This window comes from Paenibacillus sp. NEAU-GSW1, assembly GCF_009737085.1.
In the GTDB taxonomy this organism is placed as follows: domain Bacteria; phylum Bacillota; class Bacilli; order Paenibacillales; family Paenibacillaceae; genus Pristimantibacillus.
Genome location: NZ_WOVL01000026.1, coordinates 1 through 20,761, shown reverse-complemented (window position 1 = coordinate 20,761; position 20,761 = coordinate 1). Strand labels below are relative to the sequence as shown.

At 50.9% G+C, this 20,761-nt stretch carries 20 protein-coding genes, 1 rRNA gene and 1 other RNA gene; 21 read left to right on the top strand and 1 reads right to left on the bottom strand.

All coding sequences use genetic code 11. The features are described from left to right. The first annotated feature begins 176 nt into the window (after positions 1-176). The 6 genes from speE to argS all read left to right on the top strand — a co-directional run bounded on the left by speE (position 177) and on the right by argS (position 6,076). Positions 177-1,004, top strand: a complete 828-nt coding sequence (gene speE / locus GOM71_RS18405; protein ID WP_156283706.1) for a polyamine aminopropyltransferase — start codon at positions 177-179, stop codon at positions 1,002-1,004. Positions 1,005-1,034: 30 nt separating this feature from the next. Beyond that, positions 1,035-1,904: an agmatinase gene (gene speB, locus GOM71_RS18400; protein ID WP_156283704.1), complete on the top strand. Its 870-nt coding sequence runs from the start codon at positions 1,035-1,037 to the stop codon at positions 1,902-1,904. A gap of 194 nt (positions 1,905-2,098) precedes the next feature. Beyond that, positions 2,099-2,887 (top strand): Abi family protein, encoded by a 789-nt coding sequence (locus GOM71_RS18395; protein ID WP_173275792.1) that lies wholly within the window; start codon positions 2,099-2,101, stop codon positions 2,885-2,887. A 382-nt stretch (positions 2,888-3,269) separates the two neighbouring features. Then, positions 3,270-3,785 carry a DNA-deoxyinosine glycosylase gene (locus tag GOM71_RS18390; RefSeq protein ID WP_156283700.1) on the top strand — a complete coding sequence of 172 codons (516 nt, stop codon included), beginning with the start codon at positions 3,270-3,272 and terminating at the stop codon, positions 3,783-3,785. Between the two features lie 120 nt (positions 3,786-3,905). After that, positions 3,906-4,358 carry a YwiB family protein gene (locus GOM71_RS18385; RefSeq protein WP_173275790.1) on the top strand — a complete coding sequence of 151 codons (453 nt, stop codon included), beginning with the start codon at positions 3,906-3,908 and terminating at the stop codon, positions 4,356-4,358. A 38-nt stretch (positions 4,359-4,396) separates the two neighbouring features. Continuing rightward, the gene (gene argS, locus GOM71_RS18380) at positions 4,397-6,076 is read left to right on the top strand and encodes an arginine--tRNA ligase (RefSeq protein ID WP_156283696.1); all 1,680 of its coding nucleotides are present in this window, start codon (positions 4,397-4,399) and stop codon (positions 6,074-6,076) included. A gap of 243 nt (positions 6,077-6,319) precedes the next feature. Here argS and GOM71_RS18375 read toward each other — a convergent pair whose 3' ends face one another. Next, a complete protein-coding gene (locus tag GOM71_RS18375) occupies positions 6,320-7,453 on the bottom strand; it encodes a S8 family peptidase (protein WP_156283694.1) in 1,134 nt (377 codons plus the stop codon). 368 nt (positions 7,454-7,821) lie between these two features. Between GOM71_RS18375 and rpoE the strand changes: the two genes are divergently transcribed. The 15 genes from rpoE to GOM71_RS18300 all read left to right on the top strand — a co-directional run. Then, positions 7,822-8,403: a DNA-directed RNA polymerase subunit delta gene (gene rpoE, locus GOM71_RS18370; RefSeq protein WP_156283692.1), complete on the top strand. Its 582-nt coding sequence runs from the start codon at positions 7,822-7,824 to the stop codon at positions 8,401-8,403. Positions 8,404-8,852: 449 nt separating this feature from the next. Beyond that, positions 8,853-10,457, top strand: a complete 1,605-nt coding sequence (locus GOM71_RS18365) for a CTP synthase (protein WP_367649692.1) — start codon at positions 8,853-8,855, stop codon at positions 10,455-10,457. 139 nt (positions 10,458-10,596) lie between these two features. Then, positions 10,597-10,995 carry a response regulator gene (locus GOM71_RS18360; protein WP_301539645.1) on the top strand — a complete coding sequence of 133 codons (399 nt, stop codon included), beginning with the start codon at positions 10,597-10,599 and terminating at the stop codon, positions 10,993-10,995. Positions 10,996-11,314: 319 nt separating this feature from the next. Then, positions 11,315-12,574: a UDP-N-acetylglucosamine 1-carboxyvinyltransferase gene (locus GOM71_RS18355; RefSeq protein ID WP_156283688.1), complete on the top strand. Its 1,260-nt coding sequence runs from the start codon at positions 11,315-11,317 to the stop codon at positions 12,572-12,574. A 112-nt stretch (positions 12,575-12,686) separates the two neighbouring features. Continuing rightward, positions 12,687-14,087, top strand: a complete 1,401-nt coding sequence (rho, locus tag GOM71_RS18350) for a transcription termination factor Rho (protein WP_156283686.1) — start codon at positions 12,687-12,689, stop codon at positions 14,085-14,087. Positions 14,088-14,111: 24 nt separating this feature from the next. Further along, positions 14,112-15,365: a radical SAM family protein gene (locus tag GOM71_RS18345; RefSeq protein WP_156283684.1), complete on the top strand. Its 1,254-nt coding sequence runs from the start codon at positions 14,112-14,114 to the stop codon at positions 15,363-15,365. Positions 15,366-15,484: 119 nt separating this feature from the next. Further along, entirely contained in the window at positions 15,485-15,682 is a 198-nt protein-coding gene (gene rpmE / locus GOM71_RS18340) for a 50S ribosomal protein L31 (protein WP_156283682.1), read from the top strand. 68 nt (positions 15,683-15,750) lie between these two features. Further along, the gene (locus GOM71_RS18335; RefSeq protein ID WP_156283680.1) at positions 15,751-16,149 is read left to right on the top strand and encodes a hypothetical protein; all 399 of its coding nucleotides are present in this window, start codon (positions 15,751-15,753) and stop codon (positions 16,147-16,149) included. Between the two features lie 75 nt (positions 16,150-16,224). Next, positions 16,225-16,491, top strand: an RNA gene (gene ffs / locus GOM71_RS18330) — signal recognition particle sRNA large type. A 162-nt stretch (positions 16,492-16,653) separates the two neighbouring features. After that, positions 16,654-18,432, top strand: coding sequence for a DNA polymerase III subunit gamma/tau (gene dnaX / locus GOM71_RS18325; RefSeq protein WP_367649691.1), 1,779 nt, complete (start codon positions 16,654-16,656; stop codon positions 18,430-18,432). A 28-nt stretch (positions 18,433-18,460) separates the two neighbouring features. Then, positions 18,461-18,772, top strand: coding sequence for a YbaB/EbfC family nucleoid-associated protein (locus GOM71_RS18320; RefSeq protein WP_156283676.1), 312 nt, complete (start codon positions 18,461-18,463; stop codon positions 18,770-18,772). A 90-nt stretch (positions 18,773-18,862) separates the two neighbouring features. After that, the gene (gene recR, locus GOM71_RS18315; protein WP_156283674.1) at positions 18,863-19,462 is read left to right on the top strand and encodes a recombination mediator RecR; all 600 of its coding nucleotides are present in this window, start codon (positions 18,863-18,865) and stop codon (positions 19,460-19,462) included. 217 nt (positions 19,463-19,679) lie between these two features. Beyond that, positions 19,680-19,988, top strand: a complete 309-nt coding sequence (locus tag GOM71_RS18310) for a DUF2508 family protein (RefSeq protein WP_253944914.1) — start codon at positions 19,680-19,682, stop codon at positions 19,986-19,988. Next, positions 19,985-20,248 (top strand): pro-sigmaK processing inhibitor BofA family protein, encoded by a 264-nt coding sequence (locus GOM71_RS18305; protein WP_156283672.1) that lies wholly within the window; start codon positions 19,985-19,987, stop codon positions 20,246-20,248. Before GOM71_RS18310 ends, GOM71_RS18305 begins: the two co-directional genes overlap by 4 nt. Before the next feature lie 409 nt (positions 20,249-20,657). Then, positions 20,658-20,761, top strand: a 16S ribosomal RNA gene (locus GOM71_RS18300); the annotation flags it as partial.

Sequence of the window (20,761 nt, the reverse complement as noted above, 5' to 3'; positions counted from 1 at the left end):
TCGCTTTTCCTTAGTATGGAAAAAGGAAGGGGCCGATATTCAGCGCGCGCAAATTAATCGGTTTTCTTCAATATTGTTTTTTTGTAGCGATGCTGGGAAAAGGTTGATTTTTCCCCCCGAACTACTATAATACATGGAGAACCATTGAACGAAAGAGAAAGAAGGGATTTATCGACATGGAAATGTGGTACACGGAAAAACAAACGGACAGCTTCGGCATTACGGCGAAGATTACAAAAACGTATGTAACTGAACAAACGGATTTTCAACAACTCGATATGATCGAGACGGAAGAATTCGGAACGATGCTCGTCCTGGACGGCATGGTAATGACAACGGTTAAGGATGAGTTCGTCTACCACGAGATGGTTGCCCATCCGGTCCTGTCGACGCATCCGAATCCTGAGAACGTGCTTGTTGTCGGCGGCGGCGACGGCGGCGTTATCCGTGAAGTCATGAAGCATCCGAAAGTGAAAAAAGCGGTACTCGTCGACATCGACGGCAAAGTAATCGAGTACTCCAAAAAATATTTGCCGACTATTGCTTGCGAGCTGGACAACCCGCGCGTTGAAGTGCTCGTCAATGACGGCTTTATGCATATTCATGACCATAAAAACGAATATGACGTAATCATGGTTGACTCCACGGAACCGGTAGGCCCGGCGGCAAACCTGTTTACGCGTGGCTTCTACCAAGGCATTTACGAGTCGCTGAAGGAAGACGGCATTTTCGTTGCGCAAACGGACAACCCTTGGTTCAAAGCGGATCTGATTCAAAGCGTGAACAAAGACGTGAAAGAAGTGTTCCCTATCGTACGCGTATACGGCGCGAACATTCCGACATACCCAAGCGGCCTGTGGACGTTCACAATGGGCAGCAAAAAATACGATCCGACTGCGGTTGAAGAATCGGCGATTCCGGAACTGGACACGAAGTACTACACGCCTCGCTTGCACAAAGCGGCATTCGTGCTGCCTAAATTCGTAGAAGATCTCATTAAATAACAACCGACTTTGGAAAGCGAGGACAGCCTCATGAAATTGGATCAAAAATATTCCGGCAACGTCTTCATCCTTAGCTCGGATGATTACGCGGCTTCCAAAGCCGTTATTTACGGCATGCCGATGGACTTTACGGTAAGCTTCCGTCCAGGCTCGCGCTTCGGCCCTCCGCGCATCCGCGAGGTGTCGATCGGTCTTGAGGAATACAGCCCTTATCTGGATCGCAGCCTTGAAGACATCGAATACTTCGACGCTGGCGACCTGCTCTTGCCTTTCGGCAACGCGGAGCGCAGCCTTGAAATTATCGGCGAATTCGTTCGCGGCGTGCTGGCTGACGGCAAAATGCCGGTAGGCCTTGGCGGCGAGCACCTTGTATCGTGGCCGATCTTCCGCGAGGTTTACGCGAAATATCCAGACCTTGCGATCATTCACTTCGACGCCCACGCCGATCTGCGCGAGTCGTACGAAGGCGAGCCGCTGTCCCATTCGACGCCGCTGCGCAAAGCAGCCGGCCTGATCGGCGGCAAGAACGTGTACCAGTTCGGCATTCGTTCCGGCTCCCGCGAAGAGTGGCAATTTGCGCGCGAGAACATTAACTTCCACCCGTTCGAAGTGCTTGAGCCGCTCAAAAAAGTGTTGCCGGAGCTGGCAGGGCGTCCGGTATACCTTACAATCGATATCGACGTGCTTGATCCTTCCGCCGCGCCGGGCACCGGTACAGCAGAAGCAGGCGGCATTACGTCGAAGGAATTGATCGACGCGGTTCATGCGATCGCCCGTTCCGGCGTGAACGTAGTCGGCTGCGATCTCGTAGAGGTTGCGCCTGCTTACGATCCGACCGAGCAAACGCAAATCGTTGCATCGAAAGTCATCCGCGAGATGCTGCTTGGCTTTATCAAGTAATTGGAATATTTTAGACGATCGCTTCTCAGTTTGTGACTGAGGAGTGGTCGTTTGTTTGAAGGATACTCACACATATTTTCCATATTTTTCCCGACATCATAATACGATTAATGTTACAACTAGATCAACAGATCCCACCACGCCTCTTAACAATGCGTACCAAGGTGGGCCTTTTTATTTAACGGAGGATGTTTATGGGGCAGCAGTCGTCAATTAAGCTACCAGCTACATTCGAGGAACAGCTTCATATTTTGAAAAGGCGAGGTCTCGTAGTTGAAGACGATGATTTCGCTATCCGCGCTTTACAACGAATCAATTATTATCGTTTAAGTGCGTATGGGTTAAGTTTAAAGAACGAAGATCAATATCGTCCTGGAACAACTTTTTCGCAAATATACTCCCTATATGAATTTGATCATCGCTTTCGATATATTATTATGGAAATGACGGAGCAAGTTGAAATAGCTTTTCGTACTCATATTTCATATCATATCGCTCATGCCTATGGTCCTGTAGGGCATTATGAATCAGTGAATTTTGAAAAAGCTGCTTTCCATGCTGCTTTTCTAGCAGAATTAGATAAAGAGATTAAACGATCTCAGGAAATTTTTGTTCATATTGCAAAAAGTTATTATCAACTCCCAGCTGTTTATCTTGAAAGTTGGCTTAAATGTTTGTCGTACATCCGGAATATATGCGCGCATTACGGCAGATTATATAATAGACCGCTAACAAGTAAGCCGAGACTGTATTCCAAAGAAAAGAGTACGGGAATAAGACAGGACAGGGTCTTTGCTCATATATATGTCTTAAAGCAAATGATTTCTGATCGTGATAAATGGAACAATAGTTTTGTTGTTAGATTACAATCTTTGCTGGCTATTGAGGAAGTAAATTTGGAGGAGTTTGCCTATGCGCAATTGCGCAGGCAAGCTCCTTTTTGTATAGAGGTTTGCGAAAAAGGAACCGGATTCGCTGATTAGAGAAACGAATTTCGCTAATGGATCGAAAAAGCTGGCGTCAGCTGCGCGGAACGAACCGTTTTTCCTTATTGAAGAAGGCGGGTTCCCTATTAGCGAAAGTAAGTTCGCTATGGCCTCCCATGTGGCGTCTGGTGAGGACAAATAGCGAAATTTAGTTCGTTATATTGCGAACTGGATTCGCAAACGCCGATGCGATGGATGGTGTATTTGGAGCGGAGAGAAAGGGGCGCATTGAAGGGGGACGGAGCGAAAGGTGCGGAGTGAAAGGTGCCGAGCGATAGGTGCGGAGCGGAAGGCCATAGAGGGTTGGAGGATCGCGGCAGTTGGAGCATAATAAAAGAGTGACGGTTCATTATCCAATTCAGGAGGGTGCGACAACAATATGCGCATTCATTCGTTTCCGCCAGTGATCGACGATCGCGCGCGCGTGCTTGTGCTTGGTACGGCGCCAAGCGTGAAATCGCTGGAGCATAAACAGTTTTACGGACATCCACGCAATTATTTCTGGGGCGTCGTATACGGCTTGTTCGGAGCCGGTGCGCCGAACGATCATTATGGAAGCCGGCTTGCCTTCCTGCAAGAGCATCGGCTCGCCGTGTTTGATGTGATCGAGTCCTGTGAGCGCGAGGGCAGCCTCGACGTCAACATTCGCGATGAGAGGCCGAATGATCTTCCGGCATTGCTTGCGCAATATCCGGGGCTACGCTGCTTCGCTTTTAATGGAAGCAAAGCCTTCTCAACATTCCGCAAGTTTTACCGCAATCATCCCGCCTTTGAGCAATTGACGCTCGTTCAGCTCCCCTCGACAAGCCCGATCCCCACGCAAAAAATGCGCAATCTGGAGGATCGCATTGAGGCATGGAGCGTGCTGCTGCCTTTTTTGCAGCAGGAGGATTGAGCGCTTAGCCAAGCATCGGCAAAGGGGGCAATGCGGCGAATTGCCCGGCAATCGTTGAAATTGCGAGTCTACCTGTATATAGTAGTAACATACGAGAAGACTGGAAGCAGGAGCAGTGTTATGGCATCAGCAACATCGGATAGAAGGCAAGTGTCGATTACGCTGGAGAGCAAGCAGGGGAGTGAATCGACTCGGCACACGTACACCGGCGAATGGTTCCGCAAAGAGCGATCCGTGTACATACGTTATGAAGAAGGCGGCGGCTCTGAGGCTGAAGCGGTACGCACGATTATTCGTATCCGGGAAGGCGAGCTTCTCATTACGCGGCGAGGCGCGGTGGATTCTGATCAGCTTTTTCTGCGGGATGGCGGAAAGCAGCCGGGGCAATATCGTTCTCCGTATACGTCGTTTCAAATGGAGACGCTGACGGAGAAGCTGTCTGTAAGAGCCGGGGGCGGAAGAGACAACTCGGATTTAACGCCGCCTTTTACGATAGAATGGAAATATGAGATTTGGATCGACGATGAAATAACCGGCCGTTTTCAAAACCGCTTGCACGTAGCAGCCATTTAGAAGCGCAACTGATGATAAATAAGGGGGATGTTGGACAGATGAGTTCGAATGTACTGGATCAAATGTATGACAAGGTGAAAGAGGCGATCGCCGATGCGGCGGTAGCCGGAGGCTTGGCGACGCGCGAAGAGCTGCCGGCCTTTGTGCTGGAGGTTCCGAAGGATAAAGCGCATGGCGACTTGGCGACAAACGCGGCGATGCAATTGACGAAGCTGGCGAAAAAAAATCCGCGCCAAATCGCAGAGACGATTATCGCGAACCTGAACGGCGAGAAATTTGGCATTCAATCGGCTGAAATCGCAGGGCCGGGCTTTATTAACTTCCGTATGGACAAAAGCTACTTGTACACTGTTGTTGGCGAAGTTACAGCGGCAGGCGACAATTATGGCCGTATCCAAGCTGGCGCAGGCCAACGCGTCGAGGTGGAATTCGTAAGCGCGAACCCGACGGGCAGCCTTCACCTTGGACATGCCCGCGGCGCGGCTGTAGGCGACGCGCTGTGCAACGTGCTGGATTTTGCAGGCTACGAAGTAACTCGCGAATACTATATTAACGATGCAGGCAATCAAGTGAACAACCTGGCACGTTCGATCGAGGCCCGTTACCGCCAGGCGCTCGGCCAAGAGGCTGAAATGCCGGAGGACGGCTATCACGGCGAGGACATCGTCGGCTTCGGCAAGCTGCTTGCCGAAGAAGAAGGCGATCGTCTGCTGTCGCTTTCCGATGAAGAGCGCTTCGCTTTCTTCCGCCAATACGGCTTGGAGAAAGAGCTCGACAAAATTAAGCGCGACCTCGGCCGCTTCCGCGTCGGCTTTGATATTTGGTACAGCGAAACGTCGCTGTACGAAAGTGGTCAAGTCGAGCAAGCGCTCGACGCGCTGAAAGCGAAAGGCCAAGTGTATGAGGAAGAAGGCGCAACGTGGCTGTCGACAATGCCGTACGGCGACGACAAAAACCGCGTGCTTGTGAAAAATGACGGCTCGTACACCTATTTGACGCCGGACATTGCTTACCACCGCGACAAATTCAGCCGCGGCTACGACAAAATGATCAACATTTGGGGCGCTGACCACCACGGCTACATCCCGCGCGTGAAAGCGGCAATGGCTGCGCTCGGCAACGATCCGGACAAGCTGGTCGTGTTGATCGCGCAAATGGTCAGCCTGTTCCAAGACGGCGAGAAAGTGAAAATGTCCAAGCGTACCGGCAAAGCCGTTACGATGCAGGATTTGATGGACGAAGTCGGCGTTGACGCCATCCGTTATTTCTTCACGATGCGCAGCATGGATTCGCATCTCGATTTTGATATGGACCTGGCGATTTCGACATCGAACGAAAATCCGGTCTTTTACGTGCAATATGCGCATGCTCGCGTTTGCAGCATTTTCCGCCAGGCGGAGGAGCAAGGGCTGTCCCTTGCCGCACTCGAAAGCATCGACCTCGGCAAGCTTTCGACCGAGGCCGAGTTCGATCTGCTGCGCAAGCTCGGCGAATTGCCGCAAGAGGTGGCAGACGCAGCGGAACAATATGCGCCGCACCGTATCGTGCGTTATGTATATGAGCTTGCTTCGCAATTCCACAGCTACTACAAAGCGGAGCGCGTCATCACTGAAGACGCGGCGCAAACGCAAGCGCGCCTTGCGCTGCTCGGCGCTGTCCGCACCGTTATCGCGAACGCGCTTCGCCTTGTCGGCGTATCGGCGCCAGAGCGCATGTAACGCTGTAATGTCTACATTTCCGTAACAATAAAAAAGCTTCCTGGGACGCTCAACTCCCTGGAAGCTATTTTTGATGTTGATGCAAAAGCTGTGGAGAGAAAGATTGAGCTGGAGGAGCGAACGCGTCCGCCTTTGGAAAATGAGTGACTTTGAGCCCCGCTCACAGATCCTGATGTAAGGCCGGAAGTCCAATCTTTCTTGTAACAGCGACCAACAGAAACAACTTCTAATTGCTTTTTTAGGCTATCGCTCCAACGATTGCAGCATGCGCATAATATCGAGCTCGCCGGTTAGCTTGGGCGCTTTCGTTCCCCGGAGCGGCTGAACGGATCGCTTTAGAATCGATTTGATTTCGGCGGGAGAAAGTCCCGGCTTATGGGCGAGCAGAAGGGCTATCGCTCCGCTCACATGAGAAGTGGCCATAGAGGTGCCGCTCATCTCATGGTATTTGCCGCGCAGCCAAGCAGAGACAATTTTGTCTCCGGGAGCATAGATGTCAATGTATGATCCGCGATTGCTGAACGGCGCAACGCGCCGCAAGCGGGTGGATGCTCCGACCGATACGGTTTGCGGATAGCGGGCCGGATAGTCGACCGATCGGCGCTTGCCGTCGTTGCCGGATGAGGCAACAACAATAACGCCTGCATTATAGGCGTTCGTAATGGCGGTAAGCAGCGCTTTGCTGCGCGTCTTCATGCCAAAGCTCATGTTAATGATTTGCACCCGGTTGCGCACGCACCAATCGATGCCGAGAATAATGTCGGACACAAAAGCGCTCCCATTGTGGTCAAACGCTTTGACCGGAAATAGTTGCGCGCGGGGAGCGATGCCGATCATGCCTTGTACCTGATTGGCAGCGGCAATCGTTCCGGCGATATGGGTGCCGTGTCCATTATCGTCATGCGGCAGCATGCTCCGATTGAGCAGATTAATGCCGCGGGACAGCGAATGGCGGAGATCCGGGTGGCTGAAATCGACGCCGGTATCGATAACGCCGATTTTGACGCGATGGCCTGTTGTGGTACTCCAGGCTTGAGGGGCTTTTACATGCTGAACGCCCCAGGGGATGCCTTTTTCGAGCGAAAACGATTTTTGCGGAGCGGCGTGTACGGAAATGCGGCGATCATTCTCGATCCATACCCGACCGGCGAAACGCGACAGCGTTTCGAAAGCAGGAAGACGGCAGGATATTGCTCGGATAAGCTGAATTTGCTTGACGGCTTTAAGCTGCGCCGAATTGGCTGACGCTTCCGCCCACTCGTGCAGAAAACGCTGATAGTCGCTCTGCTGCTCGAAGCGAATGATTCGCTTGTGGGTCGCTTGGTCTTTGGCCGTCACCGTATCCTGCAGCCAATGGAGAAAGGCGGTTGTATCCAATTTCGCGTCCCCTCCCGACGGACGATGCTGAACTATTGTATGAACCGGTGAAGGAAGCCGCGTGAGCAACTTGCCCTTTTTCATATAATTAGGCAGATTGCCGTGTCAAAACGTGGAGCAGGACATAGGATGAAGTAAGAGCTCTTAGGGGCTCTCACGTCTCCGGATCGTTCCTTAGGGGATTGAGTTCCGGATGGATACAGTCAAAGCGAAGGGACCAGCCCTTCGCTTTTTGCTTGTGTGTCCAAGCCTGCCGCTATAATAGGAGCCGGAGGGGAGCTTGCTTTTTTGATGGAAATAGGTTTTACTATACTGTGATAAAGGAATGCGCCTTTAATTTAGAAGATGGCAAGAGAGGACGTGTCCATATGAGCAGCGGCAGCTTTGCATTGAAGCTTGATCCTGAGCGTGTGAAGGAAATGCCTATGGTCGATTTGGCGTTTGAAGTACTGAAAGCGGCAAATACACCTTATTACTACCGTGATCTGATGATGGAAATCGCGAAAATCCGCGGGCTTTCCGCCGATGAGATCAATCAGGTTATTGCGCAAGTATATACGGAAATTAACATCGACGGCCGTTTTGCATGTGTAGGCAGCAATATGTGGGGCTTGAAACGGTGGTATCCGGTTGAGCGCAGCGAGGATCCGATCTCGAACGCGAAACGCCCTCGTATTATTAACGACGACGATGAATTAGAAGACGACGATCTGTTTGCGGACGAAGAAGATGATTCTTATGCAGCCGAGGATGAAGATTACGATTCCTACGATGAGGATCGCGAGTTCGAGGAAGCCGAGGAAGAGTCCGAGGTTGATGAAGAAGTTGGCATCGACGAAGAAGAGATCGATGAGGAAATCGCCGATGAGGAGCTGGCAGATGATGAAGATGCCGATTCCGAAGAAGAAGATTATGACGACGATGAAGATGCGGATGACGACGACAAATAGTTGTCTGCTCTTCTGTTAGCGACCCGTAAAGGCTGTCTCCAAAGCGTAGATTACGCATTTGGAGGCGGCCTTTTATGGTGTAAGGAGCGGCTATGCCAGGAATTTCGCGCCAAAAGATGGAGATGCCCATTTACGATAGCTTAACGCTTGACAGGGGCAATTGCGACCATGTAAACTATTGCATGGGCTTTAAGATTCGCTTAACAGCGCCGTACAGCCAACGTGGAATAAATGCTCCAATCGGTCTGGCGGACAGCTAGCGTTTTGCGGTGAAATATAAGAGCAGCATAAGCGGGTTTGCCTTATGTGCTGTTGTATTTTAATAATATGCTAAACGAAAAGTGCCCCGTGAACACGGGTGTCACTTTTTTTGTTTGTACAATATCCATGTTTATCGGAAAAATGGGCAAACCTAAACATAACCATAGGAGCTTGGAGGGTTTCACACAGTGACGAAATACATTTTTGTAACCGGAGGCGTTGTTTCTTCCTTAGGTAAAGGGATTACAGCCGCATCGCTTGGTCGTTTGCTGAAGAACAGAGGCTTAAAGGTAACGATCCAGAAGTTCGATCCTTATATTAACGTTGACCCGGGGACAATGAGCCCGTATCAGCACGGCGAAGTATTCGTAACCGACGACGGAGCGGAGACGGATCTTGACCTCGGTCACTACGAGCGCTTTATCGATATTAATCTGACGAAGCACAGCAGCGTAACGACCGGCAAAATTTACTCCAACGTCATCAGCAAAGAACGCCGCGGCGAATACTTGGGCGGCACGGTTCAAGTTATCCCGCACATTACGAACGAAATTAAAGAACGCGTCTACCGCGCGGGCAAAGAAGCCGGTTCCGACGTTGTTATTACCGAAATCGGCGGCACCGTTGGCGATATCGAGAGCTTGCCGTTCCTGGAAGCGATTCGTCAAATCAAGAGCGACATCGGCCGCGACAATGTGATGTACATCCATGTAACGCTCGTTCCTTACATTAAAGCAGCCGGCGAAGTGAAAACGAAACCGACGCAGCACAGTGTAAAAGAGCTTCGCAGCATCGGCATCCAGCCGAACGTCATCGTTACCCGCACCGAGCATGCGCTTGCGGAAGACTTGAAACGCAAAATCGCGCAATTCTGCGACGTGGACGCTAATGCCGTCATCGAGTGCCGCGACGCATCGACATTGTACGATGTGCCGTTGATGCTTCAAGAGCAAGGGCTGGACGAGATCGTTGTGAACCATTTGAAATTGACGACGAATCAACCGGATATGACGGAATGGATCGCCCTCGTCGATCGCGTGAAATCGCTTCGCAAAACAACGGAAATTGCTATCGTCGGCAAATACGTTGCCTTGCATGACGCTTACCTCAGTATCGTTGAGGCGCTGAGCCATGCCGGCTTTGATGCGGATTCCGAAGTGAAGCTTCGCTGGGTCAACGCGGAAGAGCTTTCCGACCAGAACGTGGAGGAGAACCTTCAAGGCGTGCACGGCATTCTCGTTCCGGGCGGCTTTGGCGATCGCGGTATCGAAGGCAAAATTTCCGCTATCCGCTATGCTCGCGAGAAGCGCATTCCATTCTTCGGCATTTGCCTTGGCATGCAAGTTGCCGTTATCGAATATGCGCGCAATGCTGCTGGTCTCGACAATGCCAACAGCTCCGAGATCAATCCGGCTACACCGTATCCGGTCATCGATCTGCTGCCGGATCAGAAAGATATCGAAGATATGGGCGGCACGATGCGCCTTGGCCTCTATCCGTGCAAGCTGGTTCCAGGCTCCCTTGCGGCAACGGAATACGGCGACGAGCTCGTCTATGAGCGCCATCGCCACCGGTATGAATTCAATAATGAATACCGCGAGCGGATTGAAGGAGCAGGCCTGCGCATTTCCGGTACGTCGCCGGACGGCAGACTGGTTGAAATGGTCGAGCTGCCGGATCACCCTTGGTTCTTGGCCGTGCAATTCCATCCGGAATTCACTTCGCGTCCGAACCGTCCGCAGCGTTTATTCCGCGGATTTGTGCGCGCGGCAGTAGCTTACTCGGGTCAATAAATGCTTTTCTTACAACAAATGTAAGGTTTTTCTAATAATTTTATAAAGTGTCAGAAGGATAATAGCGTTCTTCTCGCGAATATATTAACGATTATGGAAGAGTTGACCAATTGGTGCTCGGTCGTAGGAGGTAATGAATTTGGAGAAGAAAAAGGTATTGATCGTTGACGATCAGAACGGTATCCGGGTGCTTTTGATGGAAGTATTCAGCAATGAAGGGTACAACACTTTCCAAGCTTCTAACGGTAAGTTGGCACTTGAAATTGTGAAGAAGGATAACCCGGATCTCGTTCTGCTCGACATGAAAATCCCCGGGATGGACGGGCTCGAGATTTTGAAGCACGTAAAAACAATTAATCGTGATATTAAAGTTATCATGATGACAGCTTACGGTGAGCTGGATATGATTAAAGAAGCGACTGATCTCGGGGCGCTCATGCATTTTACGAAGCCTTTTGATATTGATGAAATGCGGATTGCGGTCAACATGCAGCTTCAAGGCGGAAGCTCAAACAGCCGATTCGCAGTGGGGTCCTGAGAAGGGCCTCTTTTTTTATGCACGAGACTTTGTACGGCTGTATTTATGAGAAGGAAGGAGCTGATTCTGAAAGGCGTGTTAGAAAGCTCTAATTCAGGCAAAAGTATATTACGGTTTTACCATTCTGTTAATCAATATGGTATAATGGCTCAGAATGACGAGTCGAAAGCGAGCTTGATGATTTTAAGAGGCATTGAAAGCCGTTACCCGGTTCGGAAGCAATAATGAAATGCAATAAACGGAGCACGGGTCAAGGATCGCCAAATGGAGGCGTTTTTTTCCTATGTTCCCTTCCAACTATGCGGGAGGATAACCATTAATGGAGAAATTGATGATACGCGGCGGTCGTCCGCTGCGAGGAACCGTTCAGATAAGCGGAGCAAAGAACAGTGCGGTTGCATTGGTTCCAGCCGCTATATTAGCAGAATCGGAAGTTGTTTTGGATAATTTGCCTCACCTTAGCGACGTTGCTGTCCTAAGTGAAATTCTGGAGGATCTCGGTGCCGTTGTCGATTGGCAGGGCGACGTGATGAAGATCGACCCTTCCCGCCTGGAGGCCAAGCCTATGCCGAATGGCAAAGTAAAGCTGCTTCGCGCGTCGTATTATTTAATGGGTGCGATGCTGGGGCGCTTCGGCGAAGCGACGATCGGATTGCCGGGGGGCTGCAACTTCGAGCCGCGGCCGATTGACCAGCATATTAAAGGCTTTGAAGCATTGGGCGCTACCGTTACAAATGAACATGGATCGATGCGGATTTCTGCAAAAGAATTGCGTGGAGCTAAAATTTATCTCGACGTAGTCAGCGTCGGAGCGACGATTAATATTATGCTTGCGGCCTCGCGGGCCAAAGGCGCTACAATTATCGAAAATGCGGCGAAAGAGCCTGAAATTATAGATGTAGCTACTCTTTTAAATGCCATGGGCGCAAAAATCAAAGGAGCAGGCACGGAAACGATCCGGATCGAAGGCGTGGACAGTCTGCACGGCTGCCGCCACTCCATCATTCCTGACCGGATTCAAGCGGGCACGTATATGATTGCCGCTGCGGCAACGCGCGGCGATGTATTGATTGATAACGTTATTCCGAAACATATGGAAGCGATGACGGCCAAGCTCGAAGAAATGGGCGTAATCGTCGAGGAGCAGGATGAAGCGATTCGCATTATCGGCGCCGAGAATTATTCGCCGATCGACGTTAAAGCGCTCGTCTATCCCGGCTTTGCGACGGATTTGCAGTCTCCGATGACAAGCCTGCTTACACAAGCGACAGGCGTCAGCATTCTTACGGATTATGTATACAGCAATCGGTTTAAGCATATACCGGAACTTACGCGCATGGGCGCGGACATTCGCGTCGAAGGACGCTCGGCCATAATTGAAGGCGGCAAGCTTAACGCAGCCAAGGTCCGCGCAACCGACCTGCGCGCGGGCGCAGCCCTCGTTATTGCCGGTTTGACCGTAGCAGAGGGAGTGACTGAAATTACCGGCGTCGAGTATATTGACCGGGGCTATGACAACCTCGTCGACAACTTGCGCCGTCTTGGCGCAGATGTGTGGCGTGAGAACGATCCTTCCTAGTTAAAACATCTATTAATCTTGAATTCGGTGCCTACTTGCGAATAGAAGGCACCGAATTCGGTATATAATGATAAATCGGCTCTTTTAAAACATTAAACAAAGTGGTGAGAATATGACGGATCTTCAGATCGCTGATCTGGAAGAGATGAAGCTGACCGACATGTACAAGCTGGCGAAGCAGTATCAGATTCCGTACTATGGTCAGTTGAAGAAAAAGGAATTAATTTTTGCTATTTTACGCGCGCAAGCGGAAACAAGCGGGTTTATGTTTATGGAAGGCATATTGGATGTGCTTCCGGACGGCTATGGCTTCTTGCGTCCAATCGGCTACTTGCCAAGCAAAGAAGATATTTATATTTCAGCCTCGCAAATTCGCAAGTTCGATCTGCGGAACGGCGATCTCGTATCCGGGAAATGCCGTCTGCCGAAGGAAAAAGAGAAGTTTTTCGGATTGCTGCAAGTAAACGCCGTAAACGGAATGGATCCGGCTACCGCGGCAGAGCGTTTGCATTTTCCCGCACTCACTCCCCTTTATCCACAAAAGAAACTCGTTTTGGAGACGGCTCCTAATAAAATTTCGACCCGAATTATGGATTTGCTGGCGCCAGTCGGTCTTGGACAGCGCGGACTTATCGTAGCGCCGCCAAAAGCGGGCAAAACGCTATTGCTCAAGGAAATTGCCAACAGCATCTCGACGAACCATCCGGATATCGAGCTTTTTGTGCTGCTGATCGACGAGCGGCCGGAGGAAGTAACCGATATGCAGCGTTCGGTTAAGGGCGAAGTTGTAGCATCGACATTCGACGAGTTGCCGGAAAATCATATTAAAGTCGCGGAGCTCGTGCTGGAGCGGGCGTTGCGCCTTGTTGAGCACAAGAAGGATGTCGTTATTCTGCTCGACAGCATTACGCGTCTGGCCCGTGCTTACAACGTTGTTGTACCGCCGTCCGGCCGTACGCTCAGCGGCGGTATCGATCCGGCTGCGTTCCACCGTCCGAAACGGTTTTTCGGCGCGGCCCGCAATGTCGAGGAAGGCGGCAGCTTGACCATTCTGGCAACTGCGCTTATCGAGACGGGATCGCGTATGGACGATATCATTTATGAAGAATTTAAAGGTACGGGCAACATGGAGCTGCATCTCGACCGGAAGCTGGCTGAACGCCGTATTTTCCCTGCGCTTGATATTCGTCGTTCAGGCACGCGCCGGGAAGAGCTGCTGCTGTCAAAGGAAGAGCTCGAGAAAATTTGGGTTGTGCGCCGCAATATGACCGATACGCCGGATTTCGTCGACGGCTTCTTGAAGAAGCTGGCTGACAGCAAGTCAAACAGCGAGTTTTTGACGGCTCTGGATACATCGGAGGAGAAACCTCAACAGCGGACGCCGCAAAGAAGCGGATCTGCTGCGAGTTCCAGCTCATCGGCATCGTCGCAGTCTTCGGCAGGAACGGGCTCGGCTGGAAGAAGACCGTCTCCGCGCTCGGCATCGTCGCAATCGTCGACGCATAGCACATAGGCTGCTTGAAGGAGGACATCAAAGATGAATTTGGTCTATGCGGATGATAATGGCAACGTATTTGATCATCCTGAATATATAGCGCTTGGCCGCAGCGGGGACATAGTCGTCGAACTGATGGAAGACGAACTGATTCCGCTGCCAAGCGGAGCGACGCTGGTCGGATTGCCGCACACGCGACCGACGTGCATGGATCCCGACACGGGCGAAATGAAACTGCTCGACGGCAGCGTGCAGGCCGTTGGCGCGCTGCTTCCGCAAGGCTACACCAGACTTGCGCTTCCCGGTTACGTGAAGACCGACAAGAACGAGAAGTTTCCTTTGTTCGGCTATACGGCAGTTGTCTGGAAAGACGGCGGCTTCTATGTCGCTGCGGAGCAAAGCGATGATCCGTACAAGTGGGATCCGCTTAACTGCGACCGCAAACAAGTAAAGAGCCAAGTGGAGACGCTGCTGAACAAATATCCGGAAAACCGGCTGTACAAACATCTCTCCAACTGTGCGCTCGGTTACGAGTGTCTGACGTCGTCGAATACGTTCCTGCAGCGCTGGGAAGGCGGGGTTCCGGTATCGTATTCGTGCAATGCGGGCTGTTTCGGCTGTATTTCCGAACAACCGGACGACAGCGGCTTTGTCGCGCCGCAGACGCGGATGAATTTCAAGCCGACGGTTGAAGAAATAACGCAAATTATGCTGGAGCATCTGCGCACGCCGGAGTCCATTATCAGCTTCGGTCAAGGCTGCGAGGGCGAACCGTCCACGCAAGCGAAAATTATTGTGGAAGCGATGCGCGAGGTGCGCAGCCAGACGTCGCAAGGCTACATTAACATCAATACAAATGCCGGACTGACCGACCACATCCGCGCCATTGTCGACGCGGGTCTTGATCTCATGCGCGTCAGCACGATCAGCGCGCTGGACGATCATTACAACGCTTATTACAAGCCGCGCGCCTACAATCTGGCTAACGTAGAGAAATCGTTGAAATATGCGACCGACAAGGGCGTATACACTTCGATCAACTATTTGATTTTCCCCGGCGTAACCGACCGTGAAGAAGAAATCGAGGCGATGATCGGCTTCGCGAAGCGAACAGGCCTAAAGCTTATTCAAATGCGCAACCTGAACATTGACCCCGAGAGCTACTTGGAGCTCATTCCTCCGGCGCAAGGCGAAATTTACGGAATGAAGCAAATGCTGGAAATATTCCGCGAGGAGCTTCCTGATGTCGTGATCGGCTCCTACACGCACTTGCCTCCTGCAGCGATGCGCAAATAGCCCTGTGCAATTGGAAAAGACAATTACATTGCAAGGCGGATAACGTCATGCTATAATCCGATATGTGTGATTTTAACTCTGAATCCGCATGTGATTCAGGGCAGAAAGAGGTGAACGAGATGAAACAAGGTATTCATCCGACATACCACGTCTCCAATATTACTTGCGCTTGCGGTAACACTTTCGAAACAGGTTCGATCAAACAAAACCTGCGCGTAGAGGTTTGTTCCCAATGTCACCCGTTCTTCACGGGTAAGCAAAAGTTCTTGGATGCCGGCGGCCGCGTCGATCGTTTCAAAAAGAAATACGGCATCTAATTCCGCCACTATTTGGCAGAATACAAGAACCTCCCTCAGCCATCCTATGGTTAAGGGAGGTTTTTTATATGGCTAATGTGAAAGCATTTTTGGCGGGGGCCGCGATTGTTTCGGCTTGCTCGCTTAGTTTATATGGCTGCAGCGCCAATCCGAGTGTGAAGGAAAATAAAACCTACGGACATGACGGCTATCTGGGCTACTCCAACAGCAACCCGAATATACCAAACAATTTTTCCTATCTGAATTACAAGTCGGACGGCAAATTTGCCGGTCAAGTGCTGGACGGGTTGAAAGGCGACGGCGTGGAAAGCAATCAATTGTTTTTCAACGGAGAACATCTTCGCGCTGTTGTCAATGTCAGAGACGATATGTCTGACGCAGAGAAAGAAAATGTTCGTCAAAAAGCGCAAAAGCTGCTTCAAACGAATATGCCTCGTTATGAAGTGACCGTTGAAGCGGTTCGATAGATGCGATTTGCCGCATAAATGTAAATTTCACCCATGAGTTGCGCTTTAGGTTTGAATGGGCTATACTTATTTTTGCCGTGCTAGATGGGGAGATAGCGGTGCCCTGTAACTCGCAATCCGCTTTAGCGAGGTTGAATTCCTGTTTGAGGTTATGCAATGCAGGGTTTGGCGCTTACAATCAGTGTTGACAGTTGGGTCCTCCGCAATGGACGCTTGTGAACCCGGTCAGGTCCGGAAGGAAGCAGCCGTAAGCAAGTTAGTTCATGTGCCGGGGGAGTGCCTGGCTCGAGCTGAGTCGTAAGAATGCCGCCTGGACTGCATGTATCGAGGGCAGGTGCACGGTTCTAACAATTAGATAGGCAAGCGAATGACACCAAAGATGCGTTTCGATTTACTCGGAGCCGCGGAAGATGGTGTTTTTGTTTTTTTCGGACTATTGTTTTTATCGGACAGTTGATGTTGTATAATAGAGGGGAATTCGGAAAGCTGAAGGGAACGGTCCGCGTGACACATATAGCATTGTATCGTGCCTGGCGTCCGCAGACGTTTCGGGATATGGTCGGGCAACAGCATATCATTCAAACGCTGCAAAATGCTTTGCGCGAAAATCGCGTCTCGCACGCGTATTTGTTTAACGGTCCGCGAGGCACCGGGAAAACAACCACGGCGAAAGTAATGGCGAAAGCGGTTAACTGCGAACGCGGCCCTGCAATTGAGCCTTGTAATGAATGCGACGCTTGCCGAGGCATTACGGCCGGACATATTATGGATGTGGTAGAGATTGACGCCGCCTCCAACCGGGGTATCGACGAAATTAGAGATATTCGCGATAAAGTGCGATATGCCCCATCGGAAGTACGTTATAAAGTATATATTATTGATGAAGTCCATATGCTTACCGCCGAAGCGTTTAATGCTTTGCTGAAGACGCTCGAGGAACCGCCGGGACATGTCATCTTCATATTGGCGACAACAGAGCCGCATAAATTGCCTGCAACCATTATATCGCGATGCCAGCGATTCGATTTCCGTCAGGTATCGTTAGAAGAACAGTCGGAACGATTATCGGAAATATGCCGGGAAGAGGGCATTGAAGCCGATGAGGATGCGATTTCATATATTGCTCGGCTGTCGGAAGGCGGCATGCGCGATGCGATAAGTCTGTTAGAGCAGGTAGCGGCGTTCGGCGGCTCGAGAATTACGCTTGAAGCAGCGGTTGACGTTACGGGCGGCATGGCGGCTGAGCAGTTTTATCAGCTTGCGGAAGCGGTTCGCGACCGTAATGCGGCAGCGATTCTGCCTTTGGTAGAAAGCTTGACGCAGGCAGGCAAAAGCGCGGACAAATGCATGGAAAATTTAATCTATTATTTTAGAGATTTGCTCGTGCTCAAGCTGGCGCCTCAGGGCGCTGCAACGGAGCGGGTTGTCGATGCCGAGCAGTTCCGTTCGATGGCGGAGTCGTTGTCTGCGGAACGGCTGTTTCAGATGATCGATACGTTGAACCGTTATCAATCGGAGATGAAGCATGCTTCCCAGCCGCAAACGCTGTTCGAAGTCGCGCTTATGAAGATTTGCACCAGCGGAGACGGCGCGTCGTCCGCAGGCAGGGCGGCTTCCGCCGAAGGAGGCGCGCCGGCTGCGGATTCGGCGGAGCTGCACAGGCTGCGCCAGCAGGTCGAGCTGCTGGAGCGCAAGCTCGAGCAGCTGCTGAAGAACGGCGCAGCAGCCGGCGGAGCGAGCGCGCCGGGAGGCGACGCCGGCCAAGGCAGATCCGGCGGCGCCGTTCGCCAACCGTTTGGGCGGGGCGGCGGCGCGGCAGGGGGCGGCATAAGAACGGCGACAGTTAAGCTGGATCCGTATATCGCCGCTGCCGGCAATACCGCGACAGGCCAAGCTCGCATGAAGTGGAATGAAGTGCTGCAGCGGGTGAAAGAGGCAAAGATCACGGTTCATGCTTGGCTCGTTGATGGAGAACCTGTTTCAATGACGGAGGATTCGGTGCTCGTAGGCTTTAAGAACACGATGCATCGAGAGACGACGGAGAAACCGGCCCATCGCGAAATTATTGAACGTGTCCTGCAGGATACGTTCGGCAAGCCTGTTCGATTGGCGACTGTCATGCTTAAGGAATGGCAGGCGGCAGCTGAACGGGGAGGCGGTTCATCGCCTGATATTGAGCTTACGCCCGATGCGATTGACGCAGGCGAGCCTTCTCAGCCCAAATGGGTTGAGGAAGCGGTCAAGCTTTTTGGCGAAGATCTCGTCGTTGTGAAAGAAGACTAACCAAACTACATTTATGAGGTGAATAGTAATGAACAATATGAACCAAATGATGAAGCAAGTGAAGAAAATGCAAGAGCAAATGATGAAAGCTCAAGAAGAGCTTGTAAACAAAACGGCTGAAGGTACAGCTGGCGGCGGCGTAGTTACAGTCGTTGCAAACGGACATAAGAAAATTCTTAGCATTGCAATTAAGCCGGAAGCGGTAGATCCGGATGACGTTGAAATGCTGCAAGACCTTGTTATGACTGCAGTAAACGATGCGTTGACTAAAGTCGACGATGTCGCAAACCAAGATATGAGCAAATTCACAGGCGGCATGAAAATCCCAGGCCTGTTCTAGTTTTGCAAACGAACAACGCTTGAGCTTGATCCAAGCGTTGTTCTTGCTTTTGCTTCGTTTTTTCTGTTTGCTTGAAAGGAGCTGCGCTTGTTGTATTACCCCGAACCGATAGCGAAATTAATTGATGCGTTCACACGGCTGCCGGGCATTGGCCCCAAGACGGCCGCGAGGCTCGCTTTTCACGTGCTGCGAATGAAGGAAGACGATGTCATCGATTTCGCTAAAGCGCTGGTAAGCGTAAAAAGAAATCTTACGTATTGTTCGGTCTGCTGCAATATTACCGATACCGATCCATGCCGGATTTGTCAGGACAAAACACGTGACGGCTCCATTATTTGCGTCGTTCAGGAATCGAAGGATTTGGTGGCGATGGAGCGAACGAAAGAGTTCCAAGGCTATTATCACGTTTTGCAGGGAGCGATTTCCCCGATTGAAGGGATCGGTCCCGATCAGATTCGGATTGCCGAGCTGCTTCAGCGGCTAAGCGATGAGCGAGTCCAGGAATTGATTTTGGCGACCAATCCGAATATTGAGGGCGAAGCGACCGCGATGTATATATCGAGGCTCGTGAAGCCTTTCGGCATTCGCGTTACTCGGATTGCGCACGGCTTGCCGGTTGGCGGCGATTTGGAGTATGCGGATGAAGTGACGCTGTCCAAAGCGCTGGAAGGCCGCAGAGAGTTAAGCTGATTTATAGATGAAAAAGGCTGTCTTACTGACTTCGTTATTGAGGTCCGGTGAGGCAGTTTTGTTTTTTATTAGAACAAATGGTCCCTCAAGATCTAATGAAATTAGCGGGCAACCGGCTCATTTCACGAGGCTTCTTCGGTTCTATTTTTGTCCTATTGATTATACATATGGAGTAATGAGGACTGATAGAAATGGACAAGCGAAGGAGGGCTCGGCAATGGGGATGCTGAAGCGGCGGGCAGCGGGAGAAGAAATGGCAAGGGGAAGAAAGGCCGAGAAGATCGGACTGGGGCTTGCGGGAGAAATGGACACGGTACAGTGGACGGATCAATTGCGGCAGGAAATTGCAGAAGCGCATCGAGAGTGGGTTAATGCGAATCGCTTTTTTGATGTAGCCGAGGGGCAGGATCAGGTTGATTACGCGATCTATTCGATTATTACAGCGGAAAAGCGTTATGAAATGCTCCTGCGGGTAGCAAAAAGAACGTGCCAGAAATGGCCGGAATGGAGGGGGACTTTACGATGAATGTTTTTTGGCTTGCGCTGTTTATTATTTCGTCTTTGCTGTTAATCGGGGTGTTAGTACGCCAAAGGTTGTCCTGGAGCTGGGTAAAAGGATTCGCGCTTCATTTAGCGCTTGCAGCCGGCGTGTTATATTTGCTTAACTTTTCAGGTATGATATCGAATGTCTACATTCCGCTTAATCCCGCGACGATTGGCACTGTTGTTGTGCTGGGAGTTCCCGGCATCGCGTTAATTGCAGGCGTCCAGTATTTTATTGTATAAGCGGCGAACAGAGCGATTCGTTGCGATCGGAGTCAGCAATTAAGGCGGGGACGATCAGCGTAAAAGATGGCTTATTGAATAGGATTAGACTCTGGGGTTGACGCCACGGATAAAAGTATGCTACATTAGTTCTCGCGCCAAAGAGCAACAGAGAGCAAGGAAATAAAGCTTCAAAAAAGTTTTTTAAAAAAGTACTTGCAATCATCTGGGCGTCTGTGATATATTATAAAAGTCGCCGCTGAGAAAAACGCGGTTGACACGAAAAAGAAATTGTTCTTTGAAAACTGAACAACGAGCGAAACTGCCCCGTTAGAAAATAACGGAAAAGCGATAAAACAAAGTAATGAGCAAGTCAAATTCTGACCGGGATTTTCCGATCAGCCTTGGGCTGGACAATCGGAAAACCCTTTCTATGGAGAGTTTGATCCTGGCTCAGGACGAACGCTGGCGGCGTGCCTAATACATGCAAGTCGAGCGGATCTGATGGAGTGCTTGCACTCCTGACGATTAGCG

Bases quoted from the DNA above. Each gene is read 5' to 3' on its own strand.
- GOM71_RS18345 (WP_156283684.1), top strand. From the start codon at position 14,112: ATGAATTTGGTCTATGCGGATGATAATGGCAACGTATTTGATCATCCT.
- GOM71_RS18335 (WP_156283680.1), top strand. From the start codon at position 15,751: ATGGCTAATGTGAAAGCATTTTTGGCGGGGGCCGCGATTGTTTCGGCT.
- rpmE (WP_156283682.1), top strand. From the start codon at position 15,485: ATGAAACAAGGTATTCATCCGACATACCACGTCTCCAATATTACTTGC.
- GOM71_RS18305 (WP_156283672.1), top strand. From the start codon at position 19,985: ATGAATGTTTTTTGGCTTGCGCTGTTTATTATTTCGTCTTTGCTGTTA.
- speE (WP_156283706.1), top strand. From the start codon at position 177: ATGGAAATGTGGTACACGGAAAAACAAACGGACAGCTTCGGCATTACG.
- GOM71_RS18310 (WP_253944914.1), top strand. From the start codon at position 19,680: ATGGGGATGCTGAAGCGGCGGGCAGCGGGAGAAGAAATGGCAAGGGGA.
- GOM71_RS18320 (WP_156283676.1), top strand. From the start codon at position 18,461: ATGAACAATATGAACCAAATGATGAAGCAAGTGAAGAAAATGCAAGAG.
- GOM71_RS18385 (WP_173275790.1), top strand. From the start codon at position 3,906: ATGGCATCAGCAACATCGGATAGAAGGCAAGTGTCGATTACGCTGGAG.
- GOM71_RS18355 (WP_156283688.1), top strand. From the start codon at position 11,315: ATGGAGAAATTGATGATACGCGGCGGTCGTCCGCTGCGAGGAACCGTT.
- rpoE (WP_156283692.1), top strand. From the start codon at position 7,822: ATGAGCAGCGGCAGCTTTGCATTGAAGCTTGATCCTGAGCGTGTGAAG.
- GOM71_RS18390 (WP_156283700.1), top strand. From the start codon at position 3,270: ATGCGCATTCATTCGTTTCCGCCAGTGATCGACGATCGCGCGCGCGTG.
- speB (WP_156283704.1), top strand. From the start codon at position 1,035: ATGAAATTGGATCAAAAATATTCCGGCAACGTCTTCATCCTTAGCTCG.
- rho (WP_156283686.1), top strand. From the start codon at position 12,687: ATGACGGATCTTCAGATCGCTGATCTGGAAGAGATGAAGCTGACCGAC.
- argS (WP_156283696.1), top strand. From the start codon at position 4,397: ATGAGTTCGAATGTACTGGATCAAATGTATGACAAGGTGAAAGAGGCG.
- GOM71_RS18395 (WP_173275792.1), top strand. From the start codon at position 2,099: ATGGGGCAGCAGTCGTCAATTAAGCTACCAGCTACATTCGAGGAACAG.